Origin of the sequence: Sediminibacillus sp. JSM 1682029 (assembly GCF_041366435.1) — a bacterium.
In the GTDB taxonomy this organism is placed as follows: domain Bacteria; phylum Bacillota; class Bacilli; order Bacillales; family Amphibacillaceae; genus Sediminibacillus; species Sediminibacillus terrae.
The window spans coordinates 55,762-70,840 of the sequence record NZ_JBEWYY010000011.1 but is presented as its reverse complement, the minus strand read 5'-3'; the positions used below and the strand labels follow the sequence as shown (position 1 = coordinate 70,840).

14 protein-coding genes are annotated in these 15,079 nt (G+C 43.0%); 3 read left to right on the top strand and 11 right to left on the bottom strand.

Features of this window, described 5'->3' with window-relative positions; all coding sequences use genetic code 11:
* Positions 1 to 256: 256 nt before the first annotated feature.
* Complete coding sequence (locus ABVF09_RS16450; RefSeq protein WP_035427271.1) at positions 257 to 1,054, bottom strand: ABC transporter ATP-binding protein; 798 nt, start codon at positions 1,052 to 1,054, stop codon at positions 257 to 259.
* Positions 1,055 to 1,369: 315 nt separating this feature from the next.
* Here ABVF09_RS16450 and ABVF09_RS16445 point away from each other — a divergent pair, with 315 nt between their 5' ends.
* A complete protein-coding gene (locus ABVF09_RS16445) occupies positions 1,370 to 1,570 on the top strand; it encodes a cold-shock protein (protein ID WP_026571528.1) in 201 nt (66 codons plus the stop codon).
* A gap of 145 nt (positions 1,571 to 1,715) precedes the next feature.
* On the top strand, positions 1,716 to 2,480 hold the full coding sequence (locus ABVF09_RS16440; protein ID WP_153464889.1) for an SDR family oxidoreductase: 765 nt from the start codon (positions 1,716 to 1,718) through the stop codon (positions 2,478 to 2,480).
* 42 nt (positions 2,481 to 2,522) lie between these two features.
* On the opposite strand, the gene ABVF09_RS16435 is transcribed toward ABVF09_RS16440, so the two are convergent.
* Positions 2,523 to 3,566, bottom strand: coding sequence for a DmpA family aminopeptidase (locus ABVF09_RS16435; RefSeq protein ID WP_153464887.1), 1,044 nt, complete (start codon positions 3,564 to 3,566; stop codon positions 2,523 to 2,525).
* A 32-nt stretch (positions 3,567 to 3,598) separates the two neighbouring features.
* A complete protein-coding gene (locus ABVF09_RS16430; protein WP_026571531.1) occupies positions 3,599 to 4,456 on the bottom strand; it encodes an AraC family transcriptional regulator in 858 nt (285 codons plus the stop codon).
* 205 nt (positions 4,457 to 4,661) lie between these two features.
* Between ABVF09_RS16430 and ABVF09_RS16425 the strand changes: the two genes are divergently transcribed.
* The gene (locus tag ABVF09_RS16425; protein WP_153464885.1) at positions 4,662 to 5,048 is read left to right on the top strand and encodes a DUF5391 family protein; all 387 of its coding nucleotides are present in this window, start codon (positions 4,662 to 4,664) and stop codon (positions 5,046 to 5,048) included.
* Between the two features lie 47 nt (positions 5,049 to 5,095).
* On the opposite strand, the gene ABVF09_RS16420 is transcribed toward ABVF09_RS16425, so the two are convergent.
* The 8 genes from ABVF09_RS16420 to ABVF09_RS16385 form a co-directional block, all read right to left on the bottom strand.
* Complete coding sequence (locus ABVF09_RS16420; protein WP_153464883.1) at positions 5,096 to 6,082, bottom strand: glycosyltransferase family protein; 987 nt, start codon at positions 6,080 to 6,082, stop codon at positions 5,096 to 5,098.
* A gap of 195 nt (positions 6,083 to 6,277) precedes the next feature.
* A complete protein-coding gene (locus tag ABVF09_RS16415) occupies positions 6,278 to 7,756 on the bottom strand; it encodes a Na+/H+ antiporter NhaC family protein (protein ID WP_371069666.1) in 1,479 nt (492 codons plus the stop codon).
* A 378-nt stretch (positions 7,757 to 8,134) separates the two neighbouring features.
* The gene (locus ABVF09_RS16410; protein WP_153464879.1) at positions 8,135 to 8,776 is read right to left on the bottom strand and encodes a peroxiredoxin-like family protein; all 642 of its coding nucleotides are present in this window, start codon (positions 8,774 to 8,776) and stop codon (positions 8,135 to 8,137) included.
* A 99-nt stretch (positions 8,777 to 8,875) separates the two neighbouring features.
* Positions 8,876 to 9,586, bottom strand: coding sequence for a hypothetical protein (locus ABVF09_RS16405; protein ID WP_371069665.1), 711 nt, complete (start codon positions 9,584 to 9,586; stop codon positions 8,876 to 8,878).
* Between the two features lie 569 nt (positions 9,587 to 10,155).
* Positions 10,156 to 10,770, bottom strand: coding sequence for a TetR/AcrR family transcriptional regulator (locus tag ABVF09_RS16400; protein ID WP_051381984.1), 615 nt, complete (start codon positions 10,768 to 10,770; stop codon positions 10,156 to 10,158).
* 1,119 nt (positions 10,771 to 11,889) lie between these two features.
* Positions 11,890 to 12,531, bottom strand: a complete 642-nt coding sequence (locus ABVF09_RS16395; RefSeq protein WP_019156598.1) for a CadD family cadmium resistance transporter — start codon at positions 12,529 to 12,531, stop codon at positions 11,890 to 11,892.
* A gap of 47 nt (positions 12,532 to 12,578) precedes the next feature.
* A complete protein-coding gene (locus tag ABVF09_RS16390; protein WP_019156599.1) occupies positions 12,579 to 14,708 on the bottom strand; it encodes a heavy metal translocating P-type ATPase in 2,130 nt (709 codons plus the stop codon).
* Positions 14,701 to 15,069, bottom strand: a complete 369-nt coding sequence (locus ABVF09_RS16385) for an ArsR/SmtB family transcription factor (protein ID WP_019156600.1) — start codon at positions 15,067 to 15,069, stop codon at positions 14,701 to 14,703. Before ABVF09_RS16385 ends, ABVF09_RS16390 begins: the two co-directional genes overlap by 8 nt.
* Between the last annotated feature and the right edge of the window lie 10 nt (positions 15,070 to 15,079).

The following is a 15,079-nucleotide window of genomic DNA, read 5'->3' as shown; positions in this document are numbered from 1 at the left end:
ATCCTTTTATGTGCTAACTGTTATATTAATAGTATAACAGTTAGCACATAAAAAATCCATTGTCATTTATGATGTTTTCAAATTTAGCTGAAGCCTTGCCGGAACATCAATCAATAAATCAGTCTAAAAGAGGTTGAAAACACCTATTTAATGACATAAGGAAAAAACCGAACGGGTTCGGAAGCTGCAGACTTCGAACCCGTTCGGTTTTTCTTTCTGTCCCTTTTCCTCTATTCCAGCGAACCTTGTATTCCTCCTACAAAGTCGACTTTATCTTCAGCCACGGGCGTGATTCTCTCCATTCAACTTCTAAAGGAACTTGAAACGTCTCCATCAACCTGGAATCGGTCAATGTTTTTGCTTTTTCCCCTGCGGCCACCACTCTCCCTTGATTAATCAGCAATCCATGCGTGACGGCCGGAATCACTTCCTCCAGCTGGTGCGTGACATACAGCAGTGTCGGTCCACCCTTTTGAACGGCCATTTTCTGGACGGTGGTTAGCAGTTGTTCTTTCGCATAGATATCCAAGCCGTTGCACGGCTCATCCAGTATTAGTATTTTCGGCTCTGGCATTAAAGCCCGGGCAATAATGACCCGGCGTTTTTCCCCTTGAGAAAGTTTCACAAATGGATGCCCGGCAAAATCGGCCATTTGCATCTCATCAAGCAATTGTTCTGCTCGCAAGACATCCTGATTATCAACCTTCTCATAAATACCGATCGAAGCATGCTTTCCGCTCAGTACCACTTCCAATGCTGTATCGTCCGCTCTATTAAGGAATTGTTCATCGACCGCGGAACTTACCCAACCAATGGATTTGCGAAGTTCAGGCAAATTCGTCCTGCCAAATCGATTTCCCAGAACATCAACAGTTCCTTGGGCAGGCCACTCGTAACCTGTCACGATTTTCAATAGAGAAGTTTTTCCGGAGCCGTTCAAGCCCAGGATCACCCAATGTTCGCCCGAGCTTACCTGCCAATCGACCTCTTGTAAAATCTTTCTGCCGTCTCGCTGAAAGGTGATTTTTCGGGTTTTGATTATCTCTTTCTGCATCCTTCCACTTCCGTTCCGCTACTTTTTCTATTTTTTCGTCCTTCTATATAATCACCTTTCATCATAGAACGATATTTGCAGGATTTCAACACGTAAACTGAATATTCACACACCTTATATCACCTCCACCCAAAAAATGAATCTTTTTACCTATGTCCATTGATGAAGTATCCATGATATACTTAATTCAATTATTGTTGTTCGGTATGATTGTAATGAAAGAAGAAAAAGCTTTTAAGCGATTATCGTCTTGAATGATTTTATAGAGCAAGAATAGTAATATATTGTGCTAAAAGCACGTGGAGGAATTTTTTTATGACTAACGGTACAGTAAAATGGTTTAACGCAGACAAAGGTTTCGGTTTCATTGAAGTAGAAGGTGGCGACGACGTATTCGTTCATTTCTCTGCCATTCAAGGCGAAGGCTTCAAAACATTGGATGAAGGCCAAGCAGTTACTTTCGATATCGAAGAAGGCAACCGTGGACCTCAAGCAGCTAATGTTGAAAAAGCGTAACTAGTCTAACAAAAGGCTTTCCTGTCACAGGAAAGCCTTTTTTGTATTTCCAAAGCTGCTTAGAAAGCTTGAAATGACTGGCTGAATTCAGCTGAAGTCGGGTAAGATAACCTGGTAAATTGATTATACTCTTGGAGGGTTCCATATGAATGTTTCCAATAACACCATTTTGATAACAGGCGGCTCCTCCGGAATCGGGCTTGCCCTGGCTGCACGTTTCCTGGAAGACAACAATACTGTCATCATCGTTGGCAGGAATGAAACAAAGTTGGACGATGCGAAACAAAAATACCCGCAGCTGCACACCCGTAAATGCGATATTGCCGACGAAGCGGATCGAGTTGCACTGTTTGAATGGGTAAAAAAAGAATTTCCTACAATCAACGTCCTTGTAAATAATGCGGGCATTCAACAAAGAGCAAACTTGTTCGAGGCGGCCGACCATTGGGCCGATTATCAAAAGGAAATTTCGATCAATGTCGATGGGCCAATCCATTTATCCATGCTGTTTGCACCCCATCTTGCCAACCAGGATAGTGCGGCAATCATCAATGTATCTTCCGGTCTGGCGTTCACACCAGGAGTATGGGTTCCTGTCTACAGTGCCACAAAAGCCGCCATCCATTCTTTCACAGTATCGCTCCGACTGCAGCTAGCCGGAACGGGTACAGAGGTCATCGAAGTTCTTCCTCCGGCTGTCAATACAGATTTAGGCGGAGCCGGCCTCCATACATTCGGTGCCGACCTGCATGAATTCGCGGATTCTGTATATAGCAGAATCAAACAAGGCGATTTGGAGATCGGGTTTGGTACCTCAGAAAAAAGACTGCGCGCATCGCGTCAGGAGTTAGAGGAAGGTACACAACATGCTTGGAGAAACTTTTTAAAGAACAATCCAGACTTCCTTTGAGATAACAAGAAATCACCGCCGGAAAAGAATCCGACGGTTTTTTTATAGGAACCCGATAAACTCACGCAGCGAATACAACGTATTTCCATCCCTGCCTGTTACAGTTTCAGCTGTGAGCATCGAATTGAGTATGGCTTCTTCTGTAGCGTCTGCAACTGCAAGGAATGCCGGGTCGATGTCATCCTCATGAATGTAGCGATGACAATTAACTCTCCCATCAGAACGATGAGCGACTTGATTGACTGTGGAAAATCCGATGACGATATCGCCGCTGCCGTTTCCAATATAGGAACCACAACGGCTCAAACCAACCCCCGCTCTTTTAATGATTCGTTTCAACTGGCGCGAAGATACTGGCAAATCGGTTGCAACCACGATCATCACCGACCCCTTGTCGAGTTCATCGCGCTGTACTGCCAGCCGTTGTTTAATGATTTTCCCTGCTTGCTTGCCGTTTATCCGCAGCTGTTCCAAGGAGCCGAAATTAGTAAGTGTCAGGACTCCGATTGTATAAGAGCCATGCGGGTAAGAGACCACCCTGGAAGAAGAACCAATCCCACCTTTCAGCCCGAAGCATTTCATTCCTGTGCCAGCACCGACTCCCCCCTCTTGAAAATCGGTGGTGACGGAAGTCAATGCTTCTCTAACGTGTCTGTTCTGAACTGCTCTTGTCCGAATATCATTCAGGTACATATCATTGCATTCCCCGACAAGCGGGTTGACCGTCCCGGTCGTCCGGCCTATTTCCGGGTTATGCTCCAGCATATAATCGATCAAACTATCCGTACACGTTCCAATGCTTAAAGTGTTGGTCAACAGGATAGGCGTTTCGATCGTCCCCAGCTCTTCCAGCTGAATTGCGCCCACCGACTTGCCAAAACCATTGAGAACATGGACAGAACCCACAACTTTGTTGGTGAATAAATTGCCTTGGTGAGGAAGGATAGCTGTGACCCCAGTCTTTAACGGCCCGTCATCAATAGTGGCATGACCAACCGTCACCCCGCTCACGTCAGTAATTTTATTCAAGCGTCCGGTTTCCAGGCTGCCAATCTCGATACCATAATCCCTGATTCTTTTCTGCATGTGACTGTCCCTCCTCTTTCCTTAGCTGCTTCTCATTTTACAGGAATCCAGATTTCTGAATAAAGATCAAGGCGGGCTGGATCATCACTGGAATACACTTCTAATTCCGGTGTCCCTGCATGCTTGTAACCACTAGTGGGAAACCATTCCGTAAAAATCCGCTTCCATACTTTCTGCATGGCACCCGGCATCGGTCCACGGACCTCGAAAACCGCCCACTTGGAAGCAGGGATGTTCATTTGCTCGAATGCTTGTGGAGGATCACCATCAAATGCTGTTGCCACCCAATAATCAATTGTCCGCTTTTCGTTTTTATTATCAACACAAACACCAAGCACCCCTTTAATCGGACCGTTATTCAGACGAAACAATCGCTCATCTGTTCCATCATTATTCACCTGATTCCATAGTTTCGGTATTTCTTTCAAGTTTTCGTCATCGGTGAGAGAAAAGGATCGTTTCATACCTGCCACTGAAAAACCTTCCATTTCGACAATTCGCCACTTCATCGGATCTGCTCCTTTCAACTGTACCTGGATGGTCAGCCGGTTATAGATTGTCAGCATTTCAGAAAGCCTTCTCGATTCACTTGGTGATATACCATGCTGCCTTCGAAAAGCTTTTGAAAAAGCCTCGGGAGTGTCATAGCCATACTTATAGGCGAGATCGATCACCTTGCTACTGGTTTGGATCAATTCCTGTGCAGCCAATGTCAGGCGCCTGCGCCGTATATATTCACCAACCGATATGTCCGTCAAGATGGCGAATGTCCGCTGAAAGTGAAAAGCGGAAACATGCGCTTGTTTGGCAACATCCTCCAAATTGATCGGTTCCAGCAAATGGTCTTCCATATAGTCAATCGCCCGTTGGATCGATTCTACCCATGCCATGTCGTTCACTCCTTGCTTTTATACTAACAACCAGGAAAACAATCATCCTGTCATTCTATGCTTTGCTGTGGCAGTACCTACTTTTTTCATTATAAATGAAAAACACCTTCGTTTTTGTAAAAATCTGATATTTCACTATTAATCATGATGAAACAAACGTATAATGGACACGAATAATGAATACGAAAAGAAAGGGTGGATTTTCTTGAAAAGAAAAGTCACGATTTTTACGATTGTTTCCGCTTTGCTTTACGGGTTGGTCATTATTTTGACAACTCTGACACCACTGGCAGACATCGGTGAAAACGCCAATCAATTCAATACGACTGGCATGTGGCTTGCAGTCAGCATGGTCTTTATCTGCTATTTCGTGCCGTTGATCCTTTTTCTATCTGGTATGACTTGGGTGAAATTTGTAATGGCTGCATTATGCGGAGTAGGATTACTTAGCTTCCTCCCGATGTTTTTAGGAGGCTCCTTTTTTACGGTGAACAACGGGATGTCTTTATCGCTGTTTGCTTTGTTGGTTGCTTGCGGTGCAGGCGTCGTCATCAATATCATGTGGTACTTTGCAGCTTTCCGGACAAAATGATGGCTATCAAAAAAAGAGCAGGAAATTCCCTACTCTGAAAAGAAATCTTATATCTTGTTTAAATAATTCGTTAAATAAGTTACAAACTGCTTTGCCCGCATCTCGTTCGTATGATTTTGATGGATGAAGTCATATCCATTTTGGACAATTTGATTTCGTTGTTCCTCATTATTTACATAATACAACGCTTTTTCATAAATCTCATTCGTATTGCAGGCAACGTAGTGGACGCCGTCTTGAAAACCCAACTCTGTGATTTCCTGGTTTGGTTCTGCCAACAGCAACGTTTTGCACCCCAATACTTCAAAATACTTCAATACCGCAAAAGCCCCACTGGAATTTCGACTTCCACAGGTGAAAAATATTTTTGCCCGGTTCAATTCTCTGGCATACTTCTCGTTAATGTACATTTCCGCTGAGTACGGAACTTTATGACCCGGGTGCGGATGGAATACAAATCCCGGGACATCTTTCATCGTATTCAGCACTGCTTCCCGAAAAGCATAGCGACCCTTTGCTGCTAGTTGTCTCGGAGGATTCCGTTCATCTTCATAATATAACAATCCCATCAATAGATAATCGATATCCTTTTTCATCTTCCAATCCTTGATGATATCTGGATTGATCGACCATGGCAGCCAGCACAATTTATCCTTGTATTGCGGAAATACAGTCAGAAAGGGATTTTTACTGACAGAAAAAATCAAATCCACCTTGTTTTTTTCGATATATTGAATCCTTTTCGTTTTAGAAAAATGCAAGTCGATCACAAAACAGGCCTTGGGAATATCAATATCTGCCAAACCGGTTATGACAGGCGCGAGCCCATTGTCCCAGGCAATATCATAATGAAATATAAAATCCGGTTTCCATTGTAATGCACCCAGAATCTCATGGATGTTCCCATCCTCATGCCAATAATTCACTTCTGCAAATTCCTCGATAGCACGCAACATATCTATCTTTGGTTTATGCTTGGGAAAATCCAGCCAAAATTGTCTTACCAGAATCAGGATTTTTAATTTTTGTTCCAATCGGACCGTTCACCCCCAATGATGGACACTCATTTTCTTTTCCTGCCCCATTGCCATATAATATGTGAGGGATTTTCTAATGGACTAGATAGCTATCATAATATAGAGGAAATTTGTTTGATGCTGGGACAAAAAAGAGGCTGCATCCGGGATCAGTCAGGAAACAGCCTCTTCTGGATATAATTCTTCTGTGTTTTAATCGCCGCTCGGCGGTTCTTTGCTTTCTTCTCCATTTTCCCCTTCAAATCGCAGTCCCCAGCCGGTCAATGCCGCTACCAGCATCACGATAACAAGAAACCATCCTTGGAATACGAACGGGAATACAGAAGTCGGCGCTACAACCGGCAGCCAATCGTACGTGTCCTGCATCATTTGGATCGTCGACCAACCCAATAGTACAGGCGCTCCCCACGGGAAGATGTATCCCAGTGCAGACGTGACCGCATCAAGCATGTTCGCCCTCCGATAGCGATGTATGCGGTATTTGTCGCCCAGCTCCTTGACAAATGGAGCAGCGGCAATTTCCGCAGCAGTGTTGATGGTGATAGCACTATTCAGCAAGGCAACAATCGACCAGATGGCAAATTCAGCTTTACGGATCGATGTCTTAATCCATTTGACCAACGCATTGGTGATGACATTCATCGTGCCACCCAAGCGAAGCAAATGAGCAGCCCCCACTATCAATAAGATTAAAATGGCCATATTAATATAACCTGTGATTCCGTTGATAAGCGCACCTTCCACAATAGCATCCGAATCCGGATTGAATCGGATAATATCGCTGAAGGCTCCCAAATTCAAGAAAACAATCAACGGAATCGAAACAATGATTCCCCACGTCAACGAAGTAATTAAATGATGTCCGGATAAAGCAAGAATCAATACGAGAGCGAACGGAATCAACATCAATAACCCTTTAGGATCGGCGGAATCGAACATCGCGGTACGAGCTGTTTCATCTGTGGAAACCGCTGCGCCGCCTCCAAATATGGCAAACAGCAGTGTGGTTGGAATAGCAGCAATGATTGCGTATTTGAATCGGCTGCGTACTACGCCGGGCACATCGGCGTTTTGTGTCGTAGCGGAGACGATCGTCGTGTCCGAAACAGGAGCCAAGTTATCACCGAACACCGCACCGGCTAAAATCGCCGCGAACAACATGACAGGATCGGCTTCGGTTGCAATTCCTGCCGGATACATGAGCGTACAGAAAGCAACTGTAGTACCATATCCCGTTCCGACAGCAGTGGAAAAGACTGCTGCAAGCAAGAAGGTCAAAGCGACGAAAAGTCCACCGGTCAGGCCGGTAATCGCACCGATCCACACCAGCCCCTCAACCAAACCACCGGTCTGCAGGACTTGAGCAAACATCCCGGCATAAAACCAGGCAACCATGGCAATTACGCCGATTGGCTGGGCAAGACCATCAAATAAACCCTGTGCATAATCCTCCCATTTGCTTTTACTGAACAACAGCCCAAGCGTTAAACCGATGACAGCCCCCATCACCAAACCGATTTCCGATGACAGCTGCAGTACACTCGTCGTTATCGCCCAAATCACAAAAAACAATAACGGGACAGCTGCACCGAAGGCCCCTCCCCGGAACTCCAGTTTGGTGACGGCTTTACTGCCGGTTGCACGGGCAAGATCTTCCGTATCCTTTGTCATATTCCCCCACCTCAATTCCAAAAAAATAAAAAACATGGATGCTGTTTTTTTATCATGACAGGAAACCATGTTTATATAGCACATTTTATCATACCGGATTTTATTTAAGGAATAGAAGAATATATTTCCTGAAAACGAGCCATTGGACCTATAATACTCCAAATGGATATCGCATGGAAGCATCTTTCGGAATATCCTTCAACAAACTTCCATTTTAATGGATCAACCTATGTTTCATATAAAACACCCCAAACGTTAAATTTTCAATAACATTTGGGGTGCAATATGTTTTAAATGCCTATTTCGCATTTCATTGTACAAATATGTTTGTATCCAGTCGGAAAGCTTCTCACTGTTGCTCCTGGGACAACAGTGAAATTACAGCTTTCTTAATTCATGCATAATACTTTCCGGATCTAACCGCTGCATAAAATCCGGATTCACGTAGGCAGAACGGATAATTCCGGACTCGTCGATCATAAAAGTGGAAGGAATCGGCAGGATCCAACGGTTCGTCGCGTTGTATTCTGTCAGATCCATACCAATTTGTTTCATAATATCCTGGATGTAATCCGGAACGTCGTAAAGAATATTATAGAAAGCAGCCACAAGACCGTGTGTATCGCTAAGTACTTGGAACGTCAGTTCTTCTTTCTCCTGCTGGGAAAGCGTGTTGTCCGGGCTTTGCGGGCTGACAGCGATCAACCGCCCTCCAAGGGCTTCGATGTCCGGCAATAGCCTCTGATAAGCCTTAAGCTGACTATTGCAGAACGGGCACCATCCACCGCGGTAAAAAGTCAGGACAACAGGTCCTTTGGACAATTCCTCATAAAGGTTAACCTCTTCTCCCAAAGCATTCTTGAGTGTAAAATCCTTTGCCTTCTGCCCCTCCTGTCGCCCGTACACAATATCGGATTCCTGCTGCTCCCGAATCTGACGGAACATCTCCGTTTGAATATCCAAAGGGGTATGGGCAATAAATTCTTGTTTGGCTTCCGCTAAAGTTTGAGTTAATGACATGTTTTGCATCTCCTTTTTAATTAGAACTTTCTCAAAAGAGTCTGTATATTAAAAAGACTTGCTGGTTTATTGTCATGCTAAATCTCCATTAATGATGCTTCATTCGCCAGACATCTCGATCGGCGATTCGATCAACGCCACCCTGCCCTCCCTGCGCAAATGAATGATTTGTGCCGTCAAGCCAACAATGAGAATAACGAATAGAGCGGCTTGGGCGCCTAGAAGAATTGGCGACTTCACATCGGCGGCTATAGGATTACCGTCCGGAACACGGGTCAAGGTTTCGGTAACGGTCGGTACCATCAATAGAAACGCCGTCAAACTAAGGGAGATTGTTTCAAGGTACTTGCCTGCACGCCCGAAACCCCCAATACGCCCTATGCTGTATCCGGTGAGCAGCAATAGGATTGTAGCTGTTCCAATGACATAGCTGACCGATTGATGTGCGATGGGGAAAACGGTGATAGCACCAATCAGCATCGAAATAAAATAGAAGATACCGGACCTAGACCGAGGCACGATCCGTCCGTAACGAGCAAACATATATATAGCCAGCGGAATAGCGGGTAAGCTGCTGAGTGTATGCATCCAGCCGAGTGATGAAATTCCAAACATAATTGTCTCCTTCCAGTCCTTAAGGACAAGGGTATTTGTTCTGTCTTCGTGCGAGTCAATACTAGCAGCTGACAGCATTCTGATCAGATCGGTGATGACTTGACTTGGATTAGGATCAGCAACATTGATGATAGATGGAGGCATCGGCATCGACATCCATACCTGCACGGATTGTGTCGCAAGGAAAAGCGGCAAACATCCCCTCCTAAAATATAGAATTTCCGGCCAGCACGGTTCTTTAATTGACGGCAAACTACCTACTAGAAGGTAGATTATAAGGCGAAATCCACCATTGAAACTTGGCGTCTCTTTCCATCTGAGCAACCATCACCACACTAAAACACTAGATGGAGACGGCCATAACTGATTTCGGTTTTCCGGCTATGAAAACTGGTAAAATCCTATAGCAGTTCTTGGGTATGTAGTCTGATTCATCGCCAGTCAGCATGTTTCCCAACCATTTAGCAACAAGGTACAGTCCTAGCTCCCCGCGGTTCACTATGGCACGAGGTATCCTGTAGACTCACTTGGATTTAACGAACTCGCACGGCTTGCCCCCAAGATTGAATAAATGTTCACAGGATAGGAGATCCCAATCTCGGCTTCACCCGCAGACTGACAATGTGAGCAAGACCGCAGCGAATTGTTGTCTCAGTATAATCCGCACAACTAGTGAGCTTATTCTAAATAATACGCAGACTTCCCCCTAAGTGGGTTAATTTCAAGGGAGGTCATGTTGAGCCCCTTTCATCTCGATCATAACTTCAATTTTCGCCATCGCGACTTTCATTGCAAGAGAGACTCGAAGTGAACCGTTCCAAGAGTTGATCTGTCACGGCGCCGAATATCTGCGGATCACCATAAGCCCGCGCCGAAAGCATCGCGCCATGAACCGTGGCCATGAATGTTTCGGCCTCGTCACCAGGGGCACTCACAAGATGAAGTTGCTTGTGCCGCACACCGCGTTCCAACACGGATGTCAACCATGCCGACAGGTAGCGGAAATGTGACTGGACCTCTTCTACGACTTCCTCGGGAAGGACGGGAAGCTGGCTTGCCAACAGCGCGCAGACACAAAACGGAGCGCTTGCGTCCGTGATACAGGCTTCCCAATAACCAACGTAGAGCCGAAGCTGTTCCAGCGGATCAGATACCTGAAGTTCGAGATTCGCCATCCCCGCTTTAGATTCTTCCCGATATCGCCTAACGAGCGTTCGTACCAAATCGACCTTGCTTGGAAAATGGTGATGGATACTCGCCTTACGAATCCCAACTACATCAGCAATGTCGGCATAACTGAAACCGTTGTAGCCGCCAGTGACGATCAGAGAACGCGCACAAGCCAGAATGTCATCATAAGTGGTAGATGTTTTTGCCATACCTCTGCACTACCTCCTAGTTGTAATGTGCCAACAAATCATCTACCACCTTGATATTTACCTTACGAATCTCAGCCGCAACAATGCGGGCATAACTGGATCATTGTAGCCGCCAGTGACGATCAGAGAACGCATACAAGCCAAGGGGGTATCATAAGTGGCAATTTGATTTGTCACACTTATCCTACCATCAGGTAGGTAGTCTGTCAATATATCATTCACCACCTTGAAAATTATTTCATTTTTACGTACTCATTGATTGACTAAATTTTACTTTATAATGTCCTTATCACTTTCTCGTTACTTTTCCAAGACGAACTTCTCCCTTTTCAATCAAGGAAATGCGATTATAATGTGATTAAGTTCTTCACATAATGGAAAGAAGAATTAGGAGTTATCTCCCTGTTACTTAGTTGGAATTTTTCCAAATTCCCCTAAATCCCTTATCCCCCAAGGCTTCCGCCCTCTTTTCTCGACTTTTTCATCCCTCCATTATGTTATTAAGTTCTTCCCCAAAACCCCCATTTTCGCCCTCTTTTCTCCGCTCTGGCTTGTATCGAATATTCGGACAATGTTAAAAAGATGGTACCCAAAATGGAGGAGAAGAATCGGGAGAAAAGAAAGGAAATATAGCAATTGTAGGATGGTGTTACATTTAGGAAACAAACTGAATAGAGATTGGAAATCCTACGGATTTAGAAATTGAAAAGGTTATTGAAACCCTTATTGGACAAAGGATTAGTGGGTTATTGGAAATACAGAAAAAGACTGGACCCCCTATTGGATCCAGCCTGAGTTTTTATTGAGATTTTAATTAACTTTAAACGATTGTCTGCCTATTCTTGTTTTCCCCGCTCTTCCCTCTAATGTACCAACTTTTTAGCAGTAGGTACCGACTTTTTAGCAGAGGGAAAGGGAAAGTAACAGGGAGATATAATAGAAAAAAGAATCAAGAAGTAAGAAGGCTGGTATAAACTCAAACTCTTATTCTGTCAAAGTATCCTATAGTTAAGTACAATGATTCATAATGTATCATGTAGAATAAGATTATAGAAGCTCTATATCCATATCGTGGCAGCCTACAACAAACCAGCGAAACACTTTAAGTATCGCTAGTTTTTAATTAAATAAATCCAAGATAGCACCAAGGGTTCCTGTCTCCATCATAATGTATATTCCAAGGCCTACAAAAACAATCGGGATTAACCAACGGCCATATTTCTCAAGGGTTTCAGAGATATACCTAAACCTTGCTAAGCGATACCCAAGGAAACACCAGATTGCCACCATAACCAGGAACGTGATTAATGTAATAACTAATTCGTTAGTGTTTAAGGTAGAGAAAAACGGAACATAAATACCAATGTTGTCTCCACCGTTGGCAAACGTGATAAATGCCACACTCAGGGCAAATGTTTTAAACTTTCCCAAACCTGAAAGGATGGCACCTTCATCTTCATCTTCGCCTTCTATGAACAGTCTAATCCCTAAGTAAATTGGGATTAAGCCAAGCAATCCCACCCATTTATCAGGAATGAGCATAACGCCAAATGTCCCTAACAGACTGATTAAAACCAACAATGAAAATCCTAAATATTGCCCAACTACGATGTCCTTAGGAGAAACACCTTTTTCATGAATAGCACTCCTGCCATCGCTTGTTACTGTTTTCGCCTGTGAGAACAATAACATCAAAACGAAAATATCATCAATATTTGTTACTAGAAATGCTCCAATTGCATATATAATAGTTAAAATCATTTTAGTCATCTCCAGTTATTGTGAAGCCTGCCCAAGACTTCACAATACTATTCCTTTACCTTTAATAATCGTAAACTGTTCAGTGTTACAAGTAATGTTGCTCCCATATCGGCAAATATCGCTATCCATAGCGTTAACCAACCAGGCATCACTAACAGTAATGCCACAGCTTTAATCGCTAAAGAGAAAGTAATATTTTGCTTGATGATCGCCAAGGCCTTACGGCTTAATCTAATGGTGTAAGGCAATTTTCTTAAATCATCTGACATTAGGGCAATATCGGCAGTTTCTAATGCTGTATCCGTTCCAGCACCACCCATTGCTACACCAACGGTTGATGCTGCTAATGCAGGAGCATCGTTCACACCATCTCCAACCATTGCTACATTTTGATGTTTCCCACGAAGTTCTTTAATGAAATTCAGCTTATCTTCTGGAAGTAAGTCAGCTTTAATATCAGTAACCCCGACTTGTTTTCCAATGGCAGTTGCGGTTCTTTGATTATCACCTGTCAGCATTACTGTTTCGATTCCAATATTGTTCAATTTACCGATGACTTCTTTGGACGATTCCCTCATTTCATCAGCCACGGCAATGAATGAAAGTAATTCTTTTTCTGTTCCTAACACCATAACGGTTTTTCCTTGGGTCTGCATCTCAGCAATAGTTTGTTTTTTATCATGTTCAATGCTTCCGTGTAATTCCTCAAAAAGATTTGGGCTTCCTACATAATACATTTGGTTATTTACTTTTGCTTTAACACCTTTACCCGTAATAGATTGAAAATCATCGACTGAAGCATCATTGAATTTTAATCCATTTTCTTCTGCTTTTCGCATAATCGCTGAAGCAAGTGGATGCTGTGATCCTTTTTCAATAGCTGCTGTGATTAACAACAACTCATTTTGATTTCCACCAAAAGTTCGGATGTCGGTTACAGCAGGAAAACCTTTTGTTAATGTTCCTGTTTTATCAAAGGCAATCGCCTTTAAGTGTCCTGCTTCTTCTAAATAGATACCACCTTTAATTAAAACACCATTTTTCGCTGCATTCCCTATGGCTGTAACAACAGCAACAGGTGTTGAAACAACCAGGGCACAAGGACAACCTACCACTAATACAGCTAAACCTTGATAAACCCATTCGCTCCAATCACCGCCAAATAACGGAGGGATAACGGCAATTAAAAGAGCCAATATAACAATCGCTGGTGTATAATATTTCGCAAATTTATCGACAAACGCTTGAGAAGGTGCTCGCTCTGCTTGAGCTTCTTCTACAAGATGAATAATTTTTGAAAGAGTAGTATCTTCTACTCGTTTGGTTACTTTAACTTCTAATAATCCTTCTTCATTTAATGTTCCTGCAAAAACCTCATTATCAACTGTTTTGGTTACTGGAACACTTTCACCAGTAATGGCAGCCTGATTTAATGTAGATGTACCTTTAATAACAACTCCATCCATAGCTAATTTTTGACCAGGCTTAACAATCATAATATCGCCAACTTGAATATCTTCAACGTGGACCATCATTTCTTCATTTCCACGGCGAATTAACGCTTCTTTTGGAGCAATATCCATCAAAGATTCAATAGATTGGCGTGCCTTATCCATCGAATAACGTTCTAATGCTTCACTGATGGCAAATAGGATAACAACCGTTGCACCTTCACCCCATTCACCAATGATTGCAGCTCCTAAAATGGCAATGGTCATAAGCGTATTCATATCAAACTGTAATCTACTTAAATTTTTCAGACCTTTAATAAATAGCGAATACCCGCCAATTAAAATGGATGCTGCAAAACCAATCGTCGGAAGAATATGCTCCTCCCCGTATCGCTCTCCTAAAAACCAACTAATGATAAGCAAGATGGCTGAAATATACACTTTAATGTTTTCTTTTTGCTTCCAGAAAGGTTCATGCTTAACCTTTTGTTCTTTTTCATCTCTAATTTTTAAGTTTTCAAATGCTCCTGCTTTTTCTAGTTCCTCAATCGTTGTATTTCCTTTAACATACACTTTAGATGCACCAAAATTAACTTTTGCGTCCTCTACCCCAGCTAATCCTTTAACATTATTCTCAAAAATAGCTGCACAGTTTGTACAAGTAAATCCTTGAACACGATATGCTTTCATTTCTTGTTCAGATAGTTTTGCTTGTTGATCAGCCATTGACTTTCACCTCTTCCTGATGTGCTAACGCAATCATCATTATCTGCTTGATATGTTCGTCATCTAACGAATAAAATGCGAGTTTTCCTTCTTTTCTAAACTTCACAACCCCTTGCTTATAAAGAGTTCGTAAGTGATGGGAAGCATTGGCTACAGTAACCCCTACAATATTTGCTATATCACACACACATAGTTCGTCATCTTGACACAAGGCATAGGTGATTTTTGCCCTATTTTCATCAGCAATAGCTTTTAACATTTGGGCCAAACTAACAATATCAATTGTTTTTAAATCTCCTTGTATTCTATTTACCTTTTCTTCGTCATAACAGTAAATTTCACAAGTATCTCTTTTACTCATTTCATATTAC

Excerpts from the sequence above, each read along its gene's own strand:
- ABVF09_RS16450 (WP_035427271.1), bottom strand. The coding sequence starts at position 1,054 with ATGCAGAAAGAGATAATCAAAACCCGAAAAATCACCTTTCAGCGAGAC.
- ABVF09_RS16445 (WP_026571528.1), top strand. The coding sequence starts at position 1,370 with ATGACTAACGGTACAGTAAAATGGTTTAACGCAGACAAAGGTTTCGGT.
- ABVF09_RS16440 (WP_153464889.1), top strand. The coding sequence starts at position 1,716 with ATGAATGTTTCCAATAACACCATTTTGATAACAGGCGGCTCCTCCGGA.
- ABVF09_RS16435 (WP_153464887.1), bottom strand. The coding sequence starts at position 3,566 with ATGCAGAAAAGAATCAGGGATTATGGTATCGAGATTGGCAGCCTGGAA.
- ABVF09_RS16430 (WP_026571531.1), bottom strand. The coding sequence starts at position 4,456 with ATGGCATGGGTAGAATCGATCCAACGGGCGATTGACTATATGGAAGAC.
- ABVF09_RS16415 (WP_371069666.1), bottom strand. The coding sequence starts at position 7,756 with ATGACAAAGGATACGGAAGATCTTGCCCGTGCAACCGGCAGTAAAGCC.
- ABVF09_RS16410 (WP_153464879.1), bottom strand. The coding sequence starts at position 8,776 with ATGTCATTAACTCAAACTTTAGCGGAAGCCAAACAAGAATTTATTGCC.
- ABVF09_RS16400 (WP_051381984.1), bottom strand. The coding sequence starts at position 10,770 with ATGGCAAAAACATCTACCACTTATGATGACATTCTGGCTTGTGCGCGT.
- ABVF09_RS16395 (WP_019156598.1), bottom strand. The coding sequence starts at position 12,531 with ATGATTTTAACTATTATATATGCAATTGGAGCATTTCTAGTAACAAAT.
- ABVF09_RS16390 (WP_019156599.1), bottom strand. The coding sequence starts at position 14,708 with ATGGCTGATCAACAAGCAAAACTATCTGAACAAGAAATGAAAGCATAT.
- ABVF09_RS16385 (WP_019156600.1), bottom strand. The coding sequence starts at position 15,069 with ATGAGTAAAAGAGATACTTGTGAAATTTACTGTTATGACGAAGAAAAG.